Here is a 20,701-nt window from a genome sequence, read left to right on the forward strand (position 1 = left end):
CTAGAGACCCGAATCGGGCGTACGGACCAGGATGCGGGTGCAGTTCTCGCAGCGCAGGACCGCGTCGGCGGCGGCGGCGCGCACGTCGTTGACCTCGGTGATGTTCAGCTCCAGGCGGCAGCCCTCGCAGCGGCGCTGGTAGAGGCGCGCCGCGCCGACGCCGCCCTCCTTCGTGCGGATCTTGTCGTAGAGCTTCAGCAGGTCGGCCGGGATGTCGGCGACGGTCAGCTCGCGCTCCTTGGTGACCGTGGCGTGCTCGGCGTCGATCTCGGCGTAGGCGGCGTCCCGGCGGGCGGCGGCGTCGTCGACCTTGGCCTGGATCGCGTCGACCCGGCCGGTCAGCTCGGTGACCCGCTCCTGGGCGGACTCGCGGCGCTCCATGACCTCCAGGACGACGTCCTCCAGGTCGCCCTGGCGCTTGGCCAGCGAGGTCAGTTCGCGCTGGAGGTTCTCCAGGTCCTTCGGGGAGGTGACGGCACCGGAGTCCAGGCGCTTCTGGTCGCGGGCGGCGCGCTGGCGCACCTGGTCCACGTCCTGCTCGGCCTTGGTCTGCTCGCGGCTGGTGTCGCTCTCCTCGGTCTGCGCGGCGACGAGCAGGTCGCGCTGCTGGATGAGGTCGGCCTCCAGGGTCTGCAGCTCGGCCAGCTCGGGCAGGTTGTTGCGCCGGTGGGCGAGCTGGGTGAGCCTCACGTCCAGGGCCTGGACGTCGAGGAGGCGGATCTGGTCGGCGGGCGCGGCGTTCAGCGTGGGGCTCCTGTGGTGTGGGTCGGGGCGGAGAAGGGGGTGGACGCCGCGTGGGCGGTCCAGGGATCGGTGACCGTACGGGAGACATGCGTACGCAGTCCCCAGTCGTGCCGGTCGGAGACCGCGTCGAGCTGTGCCGCGGCCTGCTCGCACCACGGCCATTCGGTGGCCCAGTGGGCGGCGTCGAGCAGCGCCAGCGGGCTCTTCTGGGTGGCCTCGGAGGCCGGGTGGTGGCGCAGGTCGGCGGTGAGGAACGCATCCACACCGGCCGCGCGTACGTCGTCGAAGAGACTGTCGCCGGAGCCGCCGGAGACGGCGAGGGTCCGGATCTCGCGGTCCGGGTCACCGGCCGCCCGGATGCCCTGCGCGGTGGCGGGCAGCCGGCCCGCGGCGTACGCGGCGAGGTCGGCCAGCGTCATCGGATGCGGCAGCTCGCAGATCCGGCCGAGGCCCCGGCGGCCTGCCGGATCGCTCGGGTCCGGGACCAGCGGGCCGAGGATGCGCAGGTCCAGGGCGCCGGCCAGGGCGTCGGAGACACCGGGGTCGGCGGTGTCGGCGTTGGTGTGCGCGACGTGCAGGGCGATGTCGTGCTTGATGAGCGTGTGCACGACCTTGCCCTTGAAGGTCGAGGCCGCGACCGTCGTCGTCCCGCGCAGATAGAGCGGGTGGTGGGTGACGAGGAGGTCGGCACCGAGCTTCACCGCCTCGTCGACGATCTCCTGGACCGGGTCGACGGCGAACAGCACCCGGCGGACCTCGGTGCCGGGATCTCCGCAGACCGTGCCGACGGCGTCCCACCCTTCGGCCCGCTCGGGGGGCCAGAGGGCGTCGAGCGCGGTGAGGACTTCAGACAGTACGGGCACGGGTGGAAGGTTACCTCCCAGCTGTGACATGGCGCGGGGCCCTCGGGTCGTCTCCCCCGCCCCCTCCCCCTCCGTCGCCCGGCCCATGCTTGAAATCTGAAGCACAACGCCCTCGTTGACCACCGACGAACGGGACATTCGCCACTCTTATGCGTGAAGTGTGGCACCTACCGACGATCGGCCGGACGTACGAAAACTAGCTTCGGATGCCGACTGGAGGTGACCACTCGATGACGATCTGTGCCACTGAGGACGCCACGGCCCGTCCCGCCGAGGACGCCGCGGCGCCGGGCGGCCCGCAGCGCGCGGCGCTGACGATCGCCGCCGACGGCTCGTACGCCGCCCGGCTCGCCCGTCACGACGACGCCGCCGGGAGCTGGTTTCCGGAGCGCTGGACGCTGAGCGGCCCCGAGCCGTACGCCGTGCCGCTGCAGGGCACCCAGCCCGAGGAGCCGGACAGCGCACTGCTGCCGCTCGCCGACGGACGGGTGCTGATCCTGCGCCGGGTCGCCGACCGTTTCGCCGTCTCCCTGCTCTACCCGGCGGGCCCCGGCACCGGCGAAGTCCTGCTGGGCGCCGTACCGGCCCCCGAACTCACCCTGCTGCCGCCCGTCCCCGGCGGGAAGGCGGCCTACGCCCTCGCGCCCGAGGCGCACGCGACCACGCTGTGGCTGCTGCACGGCGGTGCGGACGGCCCCGAGCGGATCGCCCGGATCCCGGGACGCTGTACGGGCGGCGTCTGGCTGGACCGCGGCGGCCGGCTGCTGGCGCTGGACCGCGAGCGGGACGGCCGGACGAAGACCGTGGTGGCCGATCTGGAGCGGGGCGGCGAGACCGGCCTGCTGCTGCAGATCACCGAGGAGAGCAACGACCGGCTGCTGCTGGCCGATCCGGACAGCGGGCTGCTGCTCGTACGGTCCGACGCCCCGGGGCACGACCGGCTGGGCTGGGGCGTACTGGGCAGCAGCCGGCCGGTGCGCTTCCCGGAGTGCCTGCGGCCCGCGGAGGGCACCCTCACGCCGTTCGCGATGCAGCCGGGGCAGATGCTGGCGCCGGAGAGCTGTGCGGTGGCGTTCCGCAGGGATGCGCCGAACGGCACCTGGCTGGGCGTCTGGCGGCCCGCGGAGCGGCAGTTGCGGCAGTTCCCGGCCCCGGGGGGATGGCTGGCGGGAGCCGGACTGTGGACGGCGGGCGGCGAACTGCTGCTGCCGTACGCGACGGGGGCGGAGCCGTGCGGAGTGGCGCGGGCGGCCGTACCGGCGCTGCCGGTGCAGGCGGCGCCCCCGGTACGGGCGACGCCCCCGGTGGAGGCGGCACGGCCGGTGGCCGCACCACGGCCGGCGGGACCGGTGGAGGCGGTGGAGGCGGTGGAGCCGCCGTTCCCGGCGGAGCCTCCACAGCCCGTGGAGCCGATGGATCCGCCGGTACTCCCCATGTGGAGGCCCGATTCCGGGGCGGATGCCGGGGGCGGCGGGGGGATTGTCCTGGATGCAGGAGAAACCGACAACCGCTCCACAGCATCTGCACAACCACAGACCGCACTCGCGGAACCGCGGCACCTCCCCGCGCATCCTCGATTGTGCAGGCCAGTGCCCTTGCAGCAGGCGCCGCTGGCGGCCCGGTAGACCCGGTGGAGTGCGATTTCCGGCCCCGTTAGAATTTCGGGCGGGGGCTCCGCAGCCGGTTGACCGGCCACCGACAGTGCCGCTCTGGGTCAGCCTTGGCGGTCGTCGGGCGAGGTCCCGACGCGTACAGCTGTAAGCGATCTGACGGAGTGACTCTTTTCATGTCCGAAGCCCGAACCGACACGACCCAGGCGCGCCCCCAGGAGGCATCCGCCCAGGCCGCCGGGGCCGCAAGCTCCGGCAGGCACCGTGGCCCGGCCGCCGCTGAGGAGTCCGACTCCGCCGCCCATGGCCGGCACCGCCGGGACAAGCAGCCGCAGGACGCGTAAGGACGGTCCGGCGCGTCCTGACCGCCGACCCGACCGTACGAACGGCCGTGACCACCGCACCGCGTCTTCGCGGGCGGTGGCCACGGCCGTTGTGCGTGGTGCGCCGCGGGGGCCGTCAGTCGTGCTTGAGGGCCAGCACCTCGGCCGCCGCGAAGGTCTCGTCCGGCGGGCGCTGCGCGAAGTACGGCGTGAGCGCCTCGTCCAGCTCCTCGAAGCTGAAGAGGTCCTTCGCCGTGTCGAACTTGGCGGCGATCCGTGGGCGTTCGGCGACGGCGACCATGCCGCCGTGCACGACCAGCAGCTGGCCGTTGACCCGGGCCGCAGCCGGTGAGGCGAGGTAGCCGACGAGCGGTGCGACGTGTTCGGGCGCGAGCACATCGAGCCCGCCCTCCCCGGGCTCCCGGCCCCCCGGATGGGCGGGAAGGCCGGCGAAGACGTCCTCCGTCATACGGGTACGGGCGCGCGGGCAGATCGCGTTGGCGGTCACGCCGTATTTGGCCAGCGCCAGGGCCGTGGAGGTGGTCAGTCCGACGATGCCGCCCTTGGCCGCGGCGTAGTTGGGCTGGCCCGCCGAGCCGGCGAGGAACGCCTCGGAGGAGGTGTTGATGATCCGGCCGTGGACCGGGCCGCCGGCCGCCTTGGAGCGCTCGCGCCAGTGGACGGCGGCGAAGTGGGTGGTGTTGAAGTGGCCCTTGAGGTGGACGCGGATGACCGAGTCCCACTCGTCCTCGGTCATCGAGAACACCATCCGGTCGCGCAGAATGCCCGCGTTGTTGACCAGGATGTCGAGCCGTCCGTAGGTCTCGACGGCCAGTTGCACGAGGGTGCGGGCGTGATCGTGGTCGGCGACGTCGCCGAGGTGGGCTACCGCCCGGCCGCCCGCCGCGCGGATCTCGGCGGCGACGTCCTCGGCGGGCGCCGCCGAGGCCTCGCCCGAGCCGTCGCGGCCCGGCTGCCCGTAGTCGTTGACCACGACGGATGCGCCGAGGCGGGCGAGTTCAAGGGCTTCGGCGCGGCCCAGGCCGCGCCCGGCACCGGTGACGATCGCGGTAAGGCCCTCCAGTGGCTGTGCCATTCCTGTCCTCTCCAGTCGTCGTGGAGCGCGAGGCGGTGCGGTGGATGCGGTGCGGTGCGGTGGATGCGGTGCGGTGCGGTGGATGCGGTGCGGTGGACGAGGTCGATGCGATAGGTGCGGTCGATGTGGCGGATGCGATTCGGTACGGCGGACGCGGGGCGGTGCGAACGGTCCGCTCGCCGGGCCGCGCGCGTCAGATCTCTATGCAGGTCCGCAGCGCGGTCCCCGAGCGCATCTGGTCGAGCGCGTCATTGATCTCGGCGAGCTGGACGCGGTGGGTGATCAGGCCTTCGAGGTCGATCCGGCCGGCCCGCCACAGGGCGATGGCCCGCTCGTAGGAGCGCAGCACGTCCGCGCCGCCGTACAGGGACGGCAGGATCCGCTTCTCGTCGAAGAACAGCTCGAACATGTTGACCTGGAAGGTGTCGTCCATCGCGCCCGCGCCGACCACGCACAGGGTGCCGCCGCGCCGCGTCATCTCGTAGGCGGTACGGGCGGTGGCGGACTTGCCGACCACCTCGAAGACGTAGTCGAAGCCCTCTCCCGCGGTGATCCGGGCCTTGGCGTCGGCGAACTCCTCCGGGGCGACGGCCTCGGTGGCGCCGAAGCGGAGCGCGGCCTCCCGGCGGGCGGGCACCGGGTCGACGGCGATGATCTGGGCCGCGCCGCACGCCTTCGCCCCCTGGATGACGGAGATGCCGACTCCGCCGCAGCCGATCACCGCGACCGAGGACGCGGCCTCCACCTTCGCCGTGTTGAGGGCGGCGCCGAGCCCGGTGGTGACGCCGCAGCCGATGAGCGCGGCGATCTCGTAGGGGACGTCGTCCGGGATCGGGACCGCGCAGTTGGCGGCGACCACGACCTCTTCGGCGAAGGTGCCGGTGCCGGCGAAGCCGAAGACGTCCCCGCCGGGGCGCCGGAAGTTGGGCGTGCCGGCGTTCATGAATCCGGCCAGGCACAGATGGGTCTGGCCGCGCTTGCAGGACGGGCAGCTGCCGCAGGCGGGCAGCCAGCACATCAGGACGCGGTCGCCCTGGGCGAGCCCGGTGACGCCGTCGCCGACGTCGAGGATCTCCCCGGCGCCCTCGTGCCCGGGGACGAAGGGGGCGGGCTGCGGCAGCACCCCGTTCATGGCGGAGAGATCGGAGTGGCACAGTCCGGTCGCCCGGATCCGGATCCTGACCTTGCCGGGTCCAAACCCCACCGCCTCGATGTCGTCGAGGACTTCGAGCTTGTCCTGCCCTGTCTCGTGCTGTACGGCTGCGCGCATGTCACGGCTCCTCTCGTACGTACGGCGATCCCGCCCCCGTCCGGACCGGCCGGGGGCGAACGACGCATCCCATGGCGTATCCGCGACGTCCCACCCGACTCGCGGCGCCCGGCCGGTCACACCCGAAGGACACGGCCTAGCTGTGCTCCACCACGGTGTCCGCCAGCACCGGCGCCTCGTCGCGGTCAGCGGCCGTGACCGACACCTGAACCCGGCCGGGCTCCTGCCACAGACGGATCCGCAGCGTCTCCCCCGGGAAGACCACCCCGGCGAAACGGGTCGTGTACGACCGCACGCGGGTCACATCGCCGCCGAGCACCGTGTCGACCACGGCTTTGAGCGTCACGCCATAGGTGCACAGCCCGTGCAGGATCGGCCGGTCGAAGCCGGCGAGCTTGGCGAACCCGGGGTCGGCGTGCAGCGGGTTCCAGTCGCCGGAGAGGCGGTAGAGCAGCGCCTGGTCCGCGCGGATGTGGCGTTCGGTGTGCAGATCGGGGGCGCGGTCGGGGAGTTCGAGGCGGGCGGACGGGCCGCGGTCGCCGCCGAAGCCGCCCTCGCCGCGGACGAAGATCTGGGTGTCGCAGGTCCACAACGGCCCGTCGTCGTCGGCGACTTCGGAGCGCAGCACGATGACGGCGGCCTTGCCCTTGTCGTACACGGCGGGCACCGACGAGGTCTGGGTCGCGCGGCCGCTCACCGGGAGCGGGCGGTGCACGGTGACGGTCTGGCCGCCGTGCAGGACCGCGGCGAGGTCGACGTCGATGCCCGGGGCGGAGAGTCCGCCGGCGAGCGCCATGCCGCCGCCCGCGACGGTGGCGAAGGTGGGCAGGACGTGCAGTGCGCTCTCCAGGGTGTAGCGCAGTTCGTCCGGGTCGGTGGCGGGGTGGGCCTTCTCCGGTGTGGCCGCGCCGGCCCCGATACCGAGGTGGTAGAGCTGGACGTCCTTGTGGTCCCAGGCGAGTTCGGTGGTCCGCGGCTCGGCGGAGGTGGCCTTGGCGGCGTCGATGGGCATGGGGCTGCTTGCTCCTTCACCACGTTGCGAAGACCCCGGCCCGGCCGTCCGCACCGTCGACCGTGCCGGGGTCGTATCTGGTCGGCGCGGCCGCGCTCCGACAGCACACCGCTCGCACTTCTAGAACGCGTTCTAGCCGATGGCTCTCATGTATAGCCGATCCGTCCGGCACCCGGAACCCCTCTGACGCTTTGTCAGATACGCCGGGATCCCCCTCACCCGCCCGGCGGTCACCCCTCCTTCGCCGCACCGGACCATGACATTTGTCAGGGCGGATCACACACATTCGCCTCTGACGCTCCCCGGCAACTCTCCGTAACGTCGTAGACATCGGACGAGAGGCGGGGTGGGCATGGCACGGGCGAAAAGGCCGGACAGCGCGGCGTACATCACGGGTGGGGCGCCGGCCGTGGCATTCTCCGGGGTGACCCGGAGTTACGGCGCGGTGCGGGCGGTGGACGGGCTCGACCTGGAGATCGCGGCGGGCGGGACGGTGGCGCTGCTCGGGCGCAACGGCGCGGGGAAGTCCACCACCCTCAGCATGCTGCTGGGGCTGCTGCCGCCCGGCACGGGGTCGGTGCGGCTGTTCGGCGGCACCCCGGAGAGCGCGGTGCGCGCGGGCCGGGTGGGCGCCATGCTGCAGGACGGCAAGGCCATTCCGCGGGTCACCGTCCGCGAACTGATCACGTTCGTCGCCGCCACGTACCCCCGCCCCATGGAGGTCACCGAGGCCCTGGAGCTGGCGGGTCTGGCCGAGTTCGGCGGGCGGCGGGTGGACCGGCTGTCCGGCGGGCAGGCCCAGCGGGTCCGCTTCGCGGTGGCGCTGGCCGGCAACCCCGAACTGCTGGTGCTCGACGAGCCGACCGCGGCGCTGGACGTCGAGGCGCGCCGCGCCTTCTGGCGCTCGATGCGCGCCTATGCCCGCCGCGGCAACACCCTCGTGTTCTCCACCCACTATCTGGAGGAGGCGGATGAGCACGCCGACCGGATCGTGGTGATAGACGGCGGCCGGGTGGTCGCCGACGGCAGCGGCGCGGAGCTCAAGCGGCGGGCCGGCGGCTCGCTGGTCTCCTTCGACCTAGCGGGCGCGGCGACCGGGCCACTGTCCGGGCTGCCCGGCGTGAGCGCCGTGGAGGTGCGCGGCGACCGCGCACTGCTGCGGACGACGGACTCCGACGCGACGGTCGTGGCACTGGCCGGGCTCGGCCTCGTCCGCGGACTGCAGGTCTCCCCCGCCGGCCTGGAGGACGCCTTCCTCACCCTCACCTCCGGCAACGCCACCCCCCACGCCCCGGCGCCCGCCGCCACCCGGTCCACGAAGGAGCTCGCGTGATGCTCGACTACATCCGCCTCGAGGTGCGCCGCACCCTGCGCGACAGAGGCTTTGTGATCTTCGGTATCGGGATGCCGGTGCTGATGTACCTGCTGATGACCAACATCGGCGCGGGCCCCGGCGGCGCCGGCATGGAGTGGAAGACCGCGTCGATGGTCGGCATGGCCGCGTACGGCGCGCTGGGCGCGGCGATCGGCACGGGCACGGGCGTCGCCGAGGACAAACAGCTGGGCTGGCTGCGGCAACTGCGCATCACCCCGCTGGGCCCGGTCCGGGTGGTCGTGGGCCGGGGCATCACCTCTTCGGTGACCGTGCTGCCGGCGCTCGCCTCCGTGCTGCTGGTGGGCGCGCTGGTCAACGGCGTCCGGATGCCGGCCTGGCAGTGGGCCGCGCTGGCCGCACTGCTGTGGCTCGGCACCGCCCCCTTCACCCTGCTCGGCCTCGGCAACGGCTACCGCCTCTCCGCGCAGTCCACCGGCGTGGTCAACACGGGCTGTCTGCTGCTGCTGTCGATCATCGGTGGTCTGTGGTTCCCGGCCGAGCTGTTCCCCGGCTGGCTGCACTCGCTGTCGTCGTGGACCCCCGGCAACCGCTTCGCCGAGCTCGGCCGGAGCGTCACCCAGGGCGGCGCACCGGGCCTGGGCACAGTGGCGGTACTGGCCGCCTGGCTGGCACTCTTCGGCGGTTACGCGGTGTACGCGTACCGTCGGGCCGCACGAACGGTGTGATCGACGATGGAGCGGACCGGGGACACGACAGTGCAGCAGACGAAGCAGCGGGCCGCCGGGGACGAGGATCCCGGCGGCGCCGAGGGCGCGCACGACAGCACGTGCCGGCCGAAGCGGCCGGGCCGGAAGTCGGACCGGGGCCCGGGAAAGTACGCCTTCCTGCCCTGGCTGCTGATGGGCCTGGGCGCCTTCTCCAACATCATCCAGGGCAGGACGGGCAACCCCTGGCTGGCCGGACTCGGGCTGCTCGCCTTCAACTCCCTCTACATCACCGTCATCTGGTCGTCCTTCAACCCGCGACTGCGGGACTCCCGTCATCCGCTGTACGCGCTGGGCCTGCTGACCGCCGTCACCTTCGCCATCGCCCTCGGGTTCGGCGGCAACTGGTTCCTGTTCTTCCCGCTGCTGTCCCTGGCCTCCGGCACGGTCCGCGCCCTGCGCGGCAAGAAACTCGCCCTCTGGCTGATCACGCTCAGCGGCACGGCCGGGTATCTGGCCGGCGGGCACGCCGACCGCCCGTGGGGCTCGTTCGGCATCGGGTACGGCACGTTCCTGTCCGGCATGGTGACGGCCACGGTCCTCAGCCTGTTCGACACCATCCAGGAGCTGAACACCACCCGCCAGGAGCTGGCCCGCAGCGCCGTCGAGAAGGAGCGGCTGCGCTTCTCCCGCGATCTGCACGACCTGCTGGGGCACACCCTGTCCGTGGTGGTGGTCAAGGCCGAGGCGGTCCGCCGCCTGGCCCCGCGCGATCTGGACGCGGCGCTCGCCCAGGCCGCCGACATCGAGGCGGTCGGCCGGCAGGCGCTGACCGAGATCCGCGAGGCCGTCACCGGCTACCGCGAGGGCAGTCTGACCACCGAGCTGGACCGGGCCCGTTCGGCGCTGGAGGCGGCCGGGATCGAGCCCGTCGTACGGCAGGCGGGACCGCCGCTGCCCCCACAGGCCGGCGCGCTGCTGGGCTGGGTGGTCCGCGAGGGCGTCACCAACGCCGTCCGGCACAGCGGTGCCACCCGCTGCGAGATCGACGTCCACACCGACGAGGAACGGGTACGGCTGACGATCACGGACGACGGCCGCGGTCCCGTAAGCTCCGAAGCTGCCGCGGCACCCGGCCTGCCCTGGCTGCGCGACCGCGTCCCCGGACGCGACGCCGAAGCGGGCGGCGGGGCGCGGGACGAGCGGAACGGTACGAACGGCGTGAACGGCACGGACGACTCGTCCCGCCCGGACACTGCGCAGGGTTCCGGCCGGCCGGACCCCCCGGCGCCGGCCCACGGTTCGGGGCCCGTGGGCGGCACGGGCCTGAAGGGGCTGGCCGAGCGCCTGGCCGCGGCGGGCGGCACCCTGCGCAGCGGCCCGGACGGCCGGCGCGGCTTCCGTGTCACGGCCGAACTGCCGGTCGGCACGGGTGATATGGCGGACGTGGAGGAGTTGACCAGGTGATCAAGGTCCTGCTGGCGGAGGACCAGCGAATGATGCGGGGCGCGCTGGCGCTGCTGCTCGACTTGGAGGAGGACATGCAGGTGGTGGCCCAGGTCGCGGCGGGCGATCAGATCGTCGCCGCCGCCCTGGACGCCCGCCCCGATATCGCGCTCCTGGACATCGAACTGCCCGGCCGCAGCGGCCTGGACGCCGCGGCCGATCTGCGCGCGCAGCTGCCGTCCTGCAAGGTGCTGATCGTGACGACCTTCGGCCGCCCCGGCTATCTGCGCCGCGCGATGGAGGCCGGGGCGTCCGGCTTCCTGGTGAAGGACGGCCCGGTGGAGGACCTGGCGGCGGCGATCCGCCGGGTGCTCGCCGGCGAGCGGGTGATCGACCCCGGTCTCGCGGCGGCGGCACTGAGCGCCGGCCCCAATCCCCTGACCCAGCGCGAACGCGATGTCCTGACCACCGCCGTGGACGGCGCCACCGTCGCCGATATCGCCGGCAGACTCCACCTCTCCCAGGCCACCGTCCGCAACTACCTCTCGGCGGCCATCGGCAAGACCGGTACCCGCAACCGTATGGAGGCGGTGCGGGCGGCGCGGCAGAACGGCTGGCTGTAGCGACCGGCCGGCCGTAGAGGGAGAGCCGGGCCGGGCCCCGCCGCCGGTTCAGCCGTGGGCGGCGTCCGCCGGTCGCCGGGGCAGCGCGAGGACCATCAGCACGATGCTGCCCAGCAGGATCGCGGCGCCGACGTGGAAGGCCAGGCCGTACCCGTCCGCCAGGGCCTTCGGGCCGTGCCCCGCCGCGCTGCGGGTCGCGGCGACGGTCGACAGGACCGACAGGCCCAGGGCGCCGCCCATCTGGCGGGACGTGTTGATCAGGCCGGAGACCAGCCCCTGGTCGGCGGGGTCGGCACCGGAGGTGGCGATCGCCGCGATCGGTGTCGCGGTCAGGCCCGCACCCAGCGCCATCAGGATGCCGGGGCCGAGGATCGTGCCGAGGTAGGTGCCGTCGACGTCCATCGTCCCCTGCCACGCCATCCCGGCCGCGGAGATCACCGCACCGGAGATGGCCAGGGTCTTGGCGCCCAGCCGGTTCATCAGCCGTGGCCCGAGCGTGGAGCCGAGCACGATGGAGAGCGAGTGCGGGATGAAGGAGAGCCCGGCCTCCAGGGGCCGGTAGCCCAGCACGTTCTGCGCGTACAGCGACAGGAAGTACCACATGGAGAACATCGCGGCGCCGGCCAGCACCATCGCCCCGTTCGCCGAGGAGACCGAGCGCACCCGGAAGAGCCCCAGCGGCATCAGCGGAGCCTTGGCACGCGCCTCGACGGCCAGGAACGCCGCGATCACGACCAGCCCGGCGGCCAGCGGCAGCAGCGCGGAGGCCGACGCCCAGCCGTCCGTCTCGGTCTGCACGATCCCGTACGCCACCAGCGCGAGCCCGGCGGTCACCAGCATCGCGCCGGGCACATCCAGCCGCCGCCCGGCGCCCTGCCTGCTCTCGGTGAGCCAGAGCACCGCACCGGCCAGTACCAGTGCCCCGACCGGGACGTTGATCATCAACACCCAGCGCCATGACAGATATTCGGTCAGCACCCCGCCGACCAGACCGCCCACCGCACCACCGCCGGCACCGACCGCCGTCCAGGTGGCGATGGCCCGGTTACGGGCCGGACCGGACGGAAACGACGTGGTCAGGATCGTGAGGGTGGCCGGCGAGAGCACGGCTGCGCCGACGCCCTGAACCGTCCGGGCCGCGATCAACTGCCAGGGGTGCTGGGCCAGTCCGCCGCCCAGGCTCGCGACGGTGAACAGCGCCAGCCCCAGGACGAAGATCCGCTTACGGCCGAAGATGTCGGCGGCCCGGCCGCCGAGCAGCATGAAGCCGGCGAAGGTGATCACGTAGGCGTTGACGATCCACTGCAGGCCCAGTTCGCTCAGGCCCAGGCCGGTCCGCATGGCGGGCAGGGCCACATTCACGACGGAGACGTCCAGGACGACCAGGAACTGCCCCGCGCACACCAGCAGCATCACCAGCCAGGCCGGTGCGGCCGTCCGGCGCGTGGTTTCGGGCAGGGTGGCGGGGGCGGCTATCGGGGGCATGCCGCCCATGCTCGCATTCGCCACTCGAATCCCCCATCGGTATATCGGTGCACAGGCCACCTGAACCGGAGACCTAGGCCGTCGGACGGAGGGCGGGGCGGCGCAGGGGCGGGTGGCGGGGCGGGGCCTCAGGGGCCGTAGGGGTCCAGGGGCCCGAGGGCCCCAGGGGTCCCAGGTGGTGTAGGCAGTGGCCGCCGTAAGGGCGGGCCCCTAGGGGACGGGAGGGCCCCCAGCGGGCCAACTACCCATAAAAACGGCTCGATTACCGCACCGACGCAGACCACCCGGACCGCCCGGATCCCGCCGACCGCCTCCGCAACGGTCCGCCCCCCACCGGAGCCTCCCTCCCGCCCCCGCGCTCACCTGCGCAGCAGCGTCACCACCGCGGCCCCGCCCAGCCCGATGTTGTGTGCCAGGCCCACCCTGGCGCCGGGGACCTGCCGCTCGCCCGCCGTGCCGCGGAGCTGCCAGACCAGCTCGGCGGTCTGCGCCAGCCCCGTCGCGCCCAGCGGATGCCCCTTGGAGATCAGACCGCCGGACGGGTTGACCACCCAGCGGCCGCCGTAGGTCGTGGCACCGTCGGCGACCAGCTTCCCCGACTCCCCGTCCGCGCACATGCCCAGCGCCTCGTACGTCAGCAGCTCATTGATCGAGAAGCAGTCGTGCAGCTCGATGACGTCGACGTCCTCGATGCCGAGGCCGCCGGCCGCGAAGGCCTGCCGGGCCGCGGCCCGCGTCATGGGTTTGCCTACGGCATCGATGCAGGAACCGGAGGCGAAACTCTCCTCGGTGTCCGTCGTCATGGCCTGTGCGGCGATCTCCACCGCCCGGTCGGCCAGGCCGTGTTCGCGGACGAACCGCTCGGAGGCGACCACGGCCGCGGCCGCGCCGTCGGAGGTCGGCGAGCACTGCAGCCTGGTCAGCGGGCGGTGGATGGTCTTGGCGGCGAGGACCTCCTCGACCGTGTAGACGTCCTGGAACTGGGCGTGGGGGTTGTGGGCGGAGTGCCGGTGGTTCTTGGCGCCGACCGCGGCCAGCTGTGCGGCGGTGGTGCCGTGGCGCTCCATGTGCTCGCGGGCCGCGTTGCCGAAGATCTGGGCGGTGGGCGGGGTCATCTCGAAACCGTGGGCGGCGGCCATCACCCCGTAGTGGCGGGCCACCGGGGAGGTCCCGCCCCCGACATCAGTGGCTCCGCCACGGGCACCGCTGTCCGCACCGCCGCCCAGCGCGCCCCGCTTCATCTTCTCGAAGCCGAGCGCCATGACACAGTCGTTGATCCCGGCCTCGACGAACTGGCGCGCCATCATCAGCGCGGTCGAGGCGGTCGCGCAGTTGTTGTTGACGTTGTAGACCGGGATGCCGGTCAGGCCCAGTTCGTAGGCGGCGCGCTGGCCGGCCGTCGAGGCCTGGTAGCAGAAGCCGACCGGCAGCTGCTCGACCGCCTCGTAGCCGATCCCGGCGTCGGCGAGCGCCTTGGTGCCCGCCTCCTTCGCCATGTCCCAGTACTGCCACGCGCGGGTCTCGGGCTTCTCGAACTTCGTCATCCCGACGCCTACGACGTACGCCTTGCCAGCCATGCGTGTCCTCCTGGAAGTGGCCGGATGCGGGGAGTCAGATCAGGGGGCGGGGCTCCGGGTCCCGGGGCAGGCCGAGCAGCCGCTCCGCGACGACGTTCAACTGCACCTGGGTGGTGCCGCCGGCGATGGTCAGGCAGCGCGACATCAAGAAGCCGTGCAGCGCCCGTTCGCCGGCTCCTTCGCGCACCGCGCCGTCCGGTCCGAGCAGCTCCAGCGCCAGCTCGGCGACCTTCTGCTGGTGCGGGGTCTGCACCAGCTTGCGGATGCTGGCACCGGCCCCCGGCTCCAGACCCGATACCTGCTGGAGCGTGGTGCGCAGGCCGATGCAGCCCAGGGCGTGTGCCTCGGCGGCCAGCGCGCCCACCTTCGCACGCACCGCGTCGTCCAGCGCGGCGGCGCGGTCGAGCAGCGCCTCCAGACCGGTGTCGAAGGTCAACTGGTCGGCCATGTGGACACGTTCGTTGTCCAGGGTGGTGCGGGCCACCTTCCAGCCGTCGTCGACCGCACCGACCACCGCGTCGGCCGGCAGCAGCACCTCGTCGAAGTAGACCTCGTTGAAGAGGGCGTCGCCGGTGATCTCCTTCAGCGGGCGGACCCCGATGCCGGCGGCTTTCATATCGACGACGAAGAAGGTCAGGCCCTTGTGCTTGGGCGCGTCCGGGTCGGTGCGGGCGAGCAGGATGCCGTGGCTCGCCCACTGCGCCGCCGAGGTCCACACCTTCTGCCCGTTGATCCGCCAGCCGCCGTCCACCCGCTCGGCGCGGGTCCGCAGGGAGGCCAGGTCCGAACCGGCCTCGGGCTCGGAGAACAGCTGACACCACAGCAGGTCGCCGCGCAGCGACGGCAGCAGGTACCGCTCCTGCTGCTCCCGGGTGCCGTGGGCGATCAGTGAGGGGACCACCCAGGTGGCGATGCCCAGATCGCTGATGCCGACCCCGGCGTCGGCCAGCTCCTGCTGGATCGCGAGCTGCTGTACGGGGCCGGCGCCCAGCCCGTAGGGCTCGGGGAGGTGCGGGGCGGCATATCCGGTGGGGGCGAGGGCGCGTCGTACGGCAGCGGGGTCGAGGCCGCGTACGCCGTCGACGACCGTACGGGCCGCGGCGCGGAACCCCGCGGCCTCGGCGGGGAGTTCCAGCTGCAGTGCGCGCCGGGCACCGTCCGCGGCGTGGCGGGCGGCGCGCAGCCGGTGGGTGTCCCCGCCGCCGAGCAGCTGGCGGGCGACGGTCGAGCGCCGCAGATGGAGGTGGGCGTCGTGCTCCCAGGTGAAGCCGGTGCCGCCGAGGATCTGGATGCAGTCCTTGGCGCAGCCGAAGGCGGCGTCCAGGGCGGTCGCGGTGGCCAGCGCCGCGACCAGCGCGCGGACCCCGGGCGGCTCGTGCAGCGCGCGGGCGGCGTCCCAGACCAGGGCGCGGGCCTGCTCGCAGCGGACGAGCATGTCGGCGCAGAGGTGTTTGACGGCCTGGAACTGACCGATCGGACGGCCGAACTGCTCGCGCACCTTGGCGTGTTCGGCGGCGGTGTGCAGCGCCCACGCGGCCGTCCCGCAGCTCTCGGCGGCGAACAGCACCCCGGCGGTGTCGCGGACGAGGTCACCGTCGACGGCCAGCACCCGGTCCCCGGGCACCGGCACCCCGTCCGCGCGCACCTCCGCGGTCGGCCGGGTCGGATCGGCGCTCTCCTGGACGCGTACGGACAGCGTCCCGGCGTCGACGGCGAGCCAGACGGTGTCCGTGGAGGTCCGTGCGGCCAGCACGATCAGGTCCGCATCGGCGCCGGCCAGGACCGGGGGTGCGGTGCCGTCCAGGACGTAACCGTCGGCGTCCGCCGTGGCGGTGAGGGAGCCGGGGCCGAGGGCGACGGCGGCGAGGCGCTCGCCGGCGGCCAGGGTCCGTACGAGGGGCCGGTGGGCGCCGCCGCGGTGCAGCAGCTCGGCGGCGAGGGTGGTGGGCAGGTACGGGCCGGGGAACGCGGCGCGGCCCAGTTCCTCCAGCGCCACGGCGAGGTCGAGGAGTTCGCCGCCTCCGCCGCCGTCGGCCTCGGGGAGGTGGAGCCCGAGCAGGCCCTGCGCGGCGAGCTGGTCCCAGTACGGGGGCCGCCCCTGCCGACCGTGCGCGGCGTCGAGCAGCTTGCGCACCTCTTCGGGCGGTACGGCGCGGGCGGCCCAGCCCCTCGCCGCCTCCGCCAGGTCACGGTGCTCTGGTGTGATTCCGATGCCCATGCGAGGCAGGCTAGAACACGTTTCATTCTGACGGAAGGTCAGGAACGGGGTGGAGCGGCGGGCGGAACAGGGGACGCCAACCCTGCCGCGCGCCCTCCCCGGACCTCCGAGGCCTCTCCGGGGTCCGTCCGGGATTCCTCAGGGGACCACGGTGATACGCACAGGAAACGGTCCGATGAATTCCGGTACGAGTCGGCGTACGGCGCCCCGCGTCGCCATTCCGTCCCCACCCGCCACCCCGTACACGGAATTCACCGCTTTCGGGCATCAGGGAAACGACCGACGATAAAACGCCGGGAACGGACGGGAAACCGGCGGGAACCGGACGGGAACTCGGCGGCAACCAGACAGGAACTCGCCGGTAACCGACACCGGCAGCCGGGATCTCCGGCACGCGGAAAGCGGAACCCCGTGCCGATATCCGAAAGTCCGGAAGGGGAGGCCCCCGCATCACCCGCCCGCCCCATACGGCACGATGAGCCTTCGACCGCACCACCAGGAGGAAGCCCATGTCCGCTCCCACGGCTCCGGCCGCCCCGCAGCCGGAGATCCTCGCCGCGTTCGAGGCGGCGAAGGGCTTCATGCCCGTGGACGAGGGCCTCGCGCTGTACGCGGCGGCCGCCGACGCGGCGGCGCTCGGGCTGCCGCTGGTGGAGGTCGGCACGTACTGCGGCCGGTCCACGATCCTGCTCGCGGACGCCGCCCGCGCCGCCGGGGTCATGGCGGTCACCGTCGACCACCACCGGGGCAGCGAGGAGCAGCAGCCCGGCTGGGAGTACCACGACCCGACCGTCGTCGACCCCGAGGTCGGCCGGATGGACACCCTGCCCACCTTCCGCCGCACCCTGCACGCCGCGGGTCTGGAGGACCAGGTGATCGCCCTGGTGGGCCGGTCGCCGCAGGCCGCGAAGGTCTGGCAGGCGCCGGTGGGCCTGGTCTTCATCGACGGCGGGCACACCGACGAGCACGCCACCGCCGACTACGAGGGCTGGGCCCCGCATGTCGCGCCCGACGGACTGCTGGTGATCCACGACGTGTTCCCCGACCCGGTCGACGAGTGGACGGGTCAGGCCCCGTACCGCGTCTACCGCAGGGCCCTGGAGTCCGGCGCCTTCACCGAGATCTCGGCCCACCGGTCGCTGCGGGTCCTGCGGCGGACCGGGGCCGGCATCTGAGCGGGCTACCATCGCCGACGTGTCGAACGGCAGTACTCCCCCTCCGCACCGCCGCCTGCGCGGCACCCTCCTCGTCGTCGTGGCCGCTGTGGTGGTCATCGGCGTGGGGGGCTGGCTGGTCTGGCGGTCGCCGGGGTCCGGCGGCGAGCCGTCCCGGGCGGGCCGGCCCTCGGAGGGCCGGTCGCCGGGGCACATATCCGGCGGCACGGCCGGACCCGGCGACGGCGGCCACGGCTCCCGGGGCGGCGACGCGGGCACGGGCGGTGCGCACCACGGACTCAAGGGCAAGGTCGTGGTGATCGACCCCGGCCACAACCCGCACAACCGCGACCACGGCGAGAAGATCGCCCGGCAGGTGGACATCGGCAACGCCCACAAGGAGTGCGACACCACCGGCACCTCCACCGACGACGGTTACGCCGAGGCGTCCTTCACCCTCGACGTCGCCCGCCGCGCCCGCACCCTCCTCCGGGCCGCGGGCGCCAAGGTCGTGTTCACCCAGGACGGCGACCGCCCGTACGGGCCGTGCGTGGACGAACGCGCCGCCCTCGGCAACAAGGCGCACGCCGACGCCGTGCTCTCGCTGCACGCCGACGGCTCGGGCGCCGGCAACCGCGGCTTCCACGTCATCCTCCCGGCGCGCGTCACGGACGGCCCGGCCGACACCGCCACGATCGTGGCGCCCTCGCGACGGCTGGGCGAACGGCTCGCCGACCGCTTCCACGCGGTCACCGGAAGCCCGCGTTCCAATTACATCGGCGAAGGCACCGGGCTCGACGTACGTTCCGATCTCGGCGGCCTCAACCTCTCCACCGTGCCGAAGGTGTTCATCGAGTGCGGCAATATGCGCGATCCGAAGGACGCCGCGCAATTGACCGACGCCCGGTGGCGGCAGAAAGCGGCCCGTGGGATCACCGAGGGCATTACGGACTTCTTGACGCACTGACCGGAGCGCCGGCCCACGGCCCCGAAACCCACCCGATACCGGATCCGATACGCCGCACCGATAGCGCGGGATACGAACAGGACGGCCCACAGGATTCGGCGATAGGTTCCCCTTTACGATGGGTGGCCACCGCCGTGCCTCGCACTGCGCGCACCGCGACAGCGACGACCGGACCCACGAAACCGACAAAGGACCCTTACGTGAACATCCGCTCCCTCACTCGAGGCGACGGCGTGGTGATCGGAGCAGCGGTGTTGCTGTTCATCGCCTCGTTCCTCGCGCTCTCCGGCGGCCCGGACTGCTCCGGCGCGCTCGCCAAGTACTGCGAAGCCCAGGACTACTCCAGCATCAACGCCTGGGATGCGCTGAGCACCCTCATGAGCGTGTACCTGGCCGGGGTGATCGGTGCGGCAATCATCATCGTCAGCCGGGCGCTGCCGCAGTCGCAGCAGCGCAAGGTCGCCGGTCTCGACCTCGCCCAGTTCGGTGTCGCCCTCACCGTGTTCGCGGCCTGGACTGCACTGTGGACCATCATCGGCGCGCCGAGCGCCGGTGCCGGCCTGATCATCGGCCTGATCGCCACCCTGGCCCTGGCCGGTGCCGCCGTCGCCACGCCGCTCGTGCCGCCGCTCCAGGCCGCCCTGGTCGGCGCCCCGAAGCCGCAGGCCGCCCCCTACGGGGCGGGCCCCAACCCGGGTTACGGCTACCCCGGCGCCCAGCAGCAGGCGGGCCACGGCTACGGCTACCCGGGCGGCCAGCAGCAGCCCCAGCCCGGCCAGTCCTACGGCCAGCAGGCCCCGGCCGACGCCACGGGCGGCGGTCAGACGGCAGCCGTCCCCGCGGGAGCCACCCCCGCGGCCGCCGCCCCCTCGGACTTCGCGCCGTTCTGGTTCGCGGTGCCCGTCGCGCGTCCGCTGTACGGCGAGGACGGCTCTCCGGCGCCGATCGCCGAACTGGCGCCCGGCACCTGGTACCTCGCGGTGGAGCAGCGCGGCCAGGCCCTGATCGCCCAGACCCAGGACGGCCGTCGCGGCGTCCTGCAGGACACCACCGGTATCCAGCGCGGCTGACACCGGACGCACAACGGTCCTTTCCCGGCCCCTCGCCCCTACGGGCGGGGGGCCGTTGCGCTGCCGACGGGCCGTTGCGTCCTGGGCGGGCCGGCCGTACAGTGCGCGGACACGCATTGATCTGACGCATCGTCAGCACCCGGTTCCCGGGGCCGGCCACCGCCGAAGGGGCGATCAGCATGCGACTCGGTCTGCAACTGGGCTACTGGGGGCGCGGCCCGGACCCCCGGCACCTCGAACTCGCCCGCGAGGCCGAGCGGCTGGGCTACGACTCGGTGTGGACCGCGGAGGCCTGGGGCTCGGACGCCTTCACCGCGCTCACCTGGATCGCCGCCCACACCTCGCGCATCAAACTGGGCACCGGTATCGCGCAGATGGCGGCGCGCACGCCCACCGCCACCGCGATGCACGCCCTCACCCTCGACCATCTGTCCGGCGGGCGGCTGCTGCTGGGCCTGGGGCTCTCGGGGCCGCAGGTCGTCGAGGGGTGGTACGGGCGGCCGTTCCCCAAGAGCCCGCTGACCGCCACCCGCGAATACGTGGACGTGATCCGCCAAGTCCTGCGCCGGGAGGGGCCGGTGGCCTCGGACGGGCTCTTCCACCCGCACCCCTACCGCGGCGCGGACGGCACCGGCCTCGGCAAACCCCTCAAGCCCATCACCCACCCGCTGCGCGCCGGGCTCCCCCTCCTGCTGGGCGCGGAAGGCCCCAAGAACATCGCCCAGACGACCCGGATCGCGGACGGCTGGCTGCCGCTGTACTGGTCGCCGCGGCGCACCGACGTCTACCGGGCGTCGCTGGCGGATGCCCCGGAGGGGTTCCTCATCGCGCCCATGGCACGCGCCGTGGTCTGCGACGACGTCGCCGAGGGGCTGTTGCCGGTCAAGGCGATGCTCGGCTTCTACATCGGCGGGATGGGGCACGCCGCCAGGAACTTCCACGCCGACCTGATGGCACGGATGGGCTTCGAGGACGAGGCCCGGCAGGTGCAGCGGCTCTTCCTCGAAGGCCGCAGGGAAGAGGCCGTACGCGCCGTCCCGGACGGCTTCGCCGACGAGATCTCGCTGGTCGGCCCGCGCGAACGGATCGCGGAGCGCCTGGACTTGTGGCGCGCCGGACCGGTCACCGACCTGCTGGTCACCGCCCAGGACCCGCATACGCTCCGGGTCCTGGCCGAGCTCAACTCCTGACCGCGGCCGGGTC

General features: G+C 73.1%; 18 protein-coding genes. 10 read left to right on the top strand and 8 right to left on the bottom strand.

Going from position 1 to position 20,701, the window contains the following annotated elements; genetic code table 11:
- On the bottom strand, positions 1 to 744 hold the full coding sequence (locus Scani_RS28105; RefSeq protein WP_218039236.1) for a zinc ribbon domain-containing protein: 744 nt from the start codon (positions 742 to 744) through the stop codon (positions 1 to 3).
- Complete coding sequence (locus Scani_RS28110) at positions 741 to 1,607, bottom strand: Nif3-like dinuclear metal center hexameric protein (RefSeq protein ID WP_174872760.1); 867 nt, start codon at positions 1,605 to 1,607, stop codon at positions 741 to 743. Before Scani_RS28110 ends, Scani_RS28105 begins: the two co-directional genes overlap by 4 nt.
- A 230-nt stretch (positions 1,608 to 1,837) precedes the next feature.
- Between Scani_RS28110 and Scani_RS28115 the strand changes: the two genes are divergently transcribed.
- Together Scani_RS28115 and Scani_RS40090 are read left to right on the top strand one after the other, a co-directional pair.
- The gene (locus tag Scani_RS28115) at positions 1,838 to 3,232 is read left to right on the top strand and encodes a hypothetical protein (RefSeq protein WP_159480598.1); all 1,395 of its coding nucleotides are present in this window, start codon (positions 1,838 to 1,840) and stop codon (positions 3,230 to 3,232) included.
- A gap of 161 nt (positions 3,233 to 3,393) precedes the next feature.
- Positions 3,394 to 3,561 (top strand): hypothetical protein, encoded by a 168-nt coding sequence (locus Scani_RS40090; RefSeq protein WP_167538151.1) that lies wholly within the window; start codon positions 3,394 to 3,396, stop codon positions 3,559 to 3,561.
- Positions 3,562 to 3,676: 115 nt separating this feature from the next.
- On the opposite strand, the gene Scani_RS28120 is transcribed toward Scani_RS40090, so the two are convergent.
- The 3 genes from Scani_RS28120 to chsH3 all read right to left on the bottom strand — a co-directional run bounded on the left by Scani_RS28120 (position 3,677) and on the right by chsH3 (position 6,918).
- Positions 3,677 to 4,636, bottom strand: coding sequence for a 3-oxoacyl-ACP reductase (locus Scani_RS28120; protein ID WP_159480599.1), 960 nt, complete (start codon positions 4,634 to 4,636; stop codon positions 3,677 to 3,679).
- A 193-nt stretch (positions 4,637 to 4,829) separates the two neighbouring features.
- Complete coding sequence (locus Scani_RS28125) at positions 4,830 to 5,906, bottom strand: Zn-dependent alcohol dehydrogenase (protein WP_159480600.1); 1,077 nt, start codon at positions 5,904 to 5,906, stop codon at positions 4,830 to 4,832.
- A 136-nt stretch (positions 5,907 to 6,042) separates the two neighbouring features.
- Positions 6,043 to 6,918 (bottom strand): enoyl-CoA hydratase ChsH3, encoded by an 876-nt coding sequence (gene chsH3, locus Scani_RS28130; protein ID WP_159480601.1) that lies wholly within the window; start codon positions 6,916 to 6,918, stop codon positions 6,043 to 6,045.
- Positions 6,919 to 7,327: 409 nt separating this feature from the next.
- Between chsH3 and Scani_RS28135 the strand changes: the two genes are divergently transcribed.
- Genes Scani_RS28135 through Scani_RS28150 form a run of 4 tightly spaced genes read left to right on the top strand, consistent with a single transcriptional unit; the run spans position 7,328 to position 11,027 of the window.
- Entirely contained in the window at positions 7,328 to 8,251 is a 924-nt protein-coding gene (locus Scani_RS28135) for an ABC transporter ATP-binding protein (protein ID WP_159480602.1), read from the top strand.
- Complete coding sequence (locus Scani_RS28140) at positions 8,251 to 8,979, top strand: ABC transporter permease (protein WP_159480603.1); 729 nt, start codon at positions 8,251 to 8,253, stop codon at positions 8,977 to 8,979. The genes Scani_RS28135 and Scani_RS28140 overlap by 1 nt, the downstream gene beginning before the upstream one ends.
- Before the next feature lie 6 nt (positions 8,980 to 8,985).
- Entirely contained in the window at positions 8,986 to 10,425 is a 1,440-nt protein-coding gene (locus Scani_RS28145; protein ID WP_159480604.1) for a histidine kinase, read from the top strand.
- Positions 10,422 to 11,027, top strand: a complete 606-nt coding sequence (locus Scani_RS28150) for a response regulator transcription factor (protein ID WP_159480605.1) — start codon at positions 10,422 to 10,424, stop codon at positions 11,025 to 11,027. The genes Scani_RS28145 and Scani_RS28150 overlap by 4 nt, the downstream gene beginning before the upstream one ends.
- A 48-nt stretch (positions 11,028 to 11,075) precedes the next feature.
- Here Scani_RS28150 and Scani_RS28155 read toward each other — a convergent pair whose 3' ends face one another.
- The 3 genes from Scani_RS28155 to Scani_RS28165 form a co-directional block, all read right to left on the bottom strand.
- On the bottom strand, positions 11,076 to 12,521 hold the full coding sequence (locus Scani_RS28155; RefSeq protein WP_159480606.1) for an MFS transporter: 1,446 nt from the start codon (positions 12,519 to 12,521) through the stop codon (positions 11,076 to 11,078).
- Between the two features lie 350 nt (positions 12,522 to 12,871).
- Positions 12,872 to 14,089: a lipid-transfer protein gene (locus Scani_RS28160; protein WP_159480607.1), complete on the bottom strand. Its 1,218-nt coding sequence runs from the start codon at positions 14,087 to 14,089 to the stop codon at positions 12,872 to 12,874.
- A gap of 34 nt (positions 14,090 to 14,123) precedes the next feature.
- Positions 14,124 to 16,307 carry an acyl-CoA dehydrogenase family protein gene (locus tag Scani_RS28165; RefSeq protein WP_159480608.1) on the bottom strand — a complete coding sequence of 728 codons (2,184 nt, stop codon included), beginning with the start codon at positions 16,305 to 16,307 and terminating at the stop codon, positions 14,124 to 14,126.
- Positions 16,308 to 16,816: 509 nt separating this feature from the next.
- Here Scani_RS28165 and Scani_RS28170 point away from each other — a divergent pair.
- From Scani_RS28170 to Scani_RS28185, 4 genes are all read left to right on the top strand, one after another.
- Complete coding sequence (locus Scani_RS28170; RefSeq protein WP_159480609.1) at positions 16,817 to 17,482, top strand: class I SAM-dependent methyltransferase; 666 nt, start codon at positions 16,817 to 16,819, stop codon at positions 17,480 to 17,482.
- Positions 17,483 to 17,501: 19 nt separating this feature from the next.
- Positions 17,502 to 18,428 carry an N-acetylmuramoyl-L-alanine amidase gene (locus Scani_RS28175; protein WP_159480610.1) on the top strand — a complete coding sequence of 309 codons (927 nt, stop codon included), beginning with the start codon at positions 17,502 to 17,504 and terminating at the stop codon, positions 18,426 to 18,428.
- Between the two features lie 200 nt (positions 18,429 to 18,628).
- Complete coding sequence (locus Scani_RS28180) at positions 18,629 to 19,498, top strand: DUF5336 domain-containing protein (RefSeq protein WP_159480611.1); 870 nt, start codon at positions 18,629 to 18,631, stop codon at positions 19,496 to 19,498.
- A gap of 179 nt (positions 19,499 to 19,677) precedes the next feature.
- Positions 19,678 to 20,688 carry an LLM class F420-dependent oxidoreductase gene (locus tag Scani_RS28185; protein ID WP_159480612.1) on the top strand — a complete coding sequence of 337 codons (1,011 nt, stop codon included), beginning with the start codon at positions 19,678 to 19,680 and terminating at the stop codon, positions 20,686 to 20,688.
- Positions 20,689 to 20,701: the final 13 nt, after the last annotated feature.

The organism is Streptomyces caniferus, from assembly GCF_009811555.1.
Lineage (GTDB): Bacteria > Actinomycetota > Actinomycetes > Streptomycetales > Streptomycetaceae > Streptomyces > Streptomyces caniferus.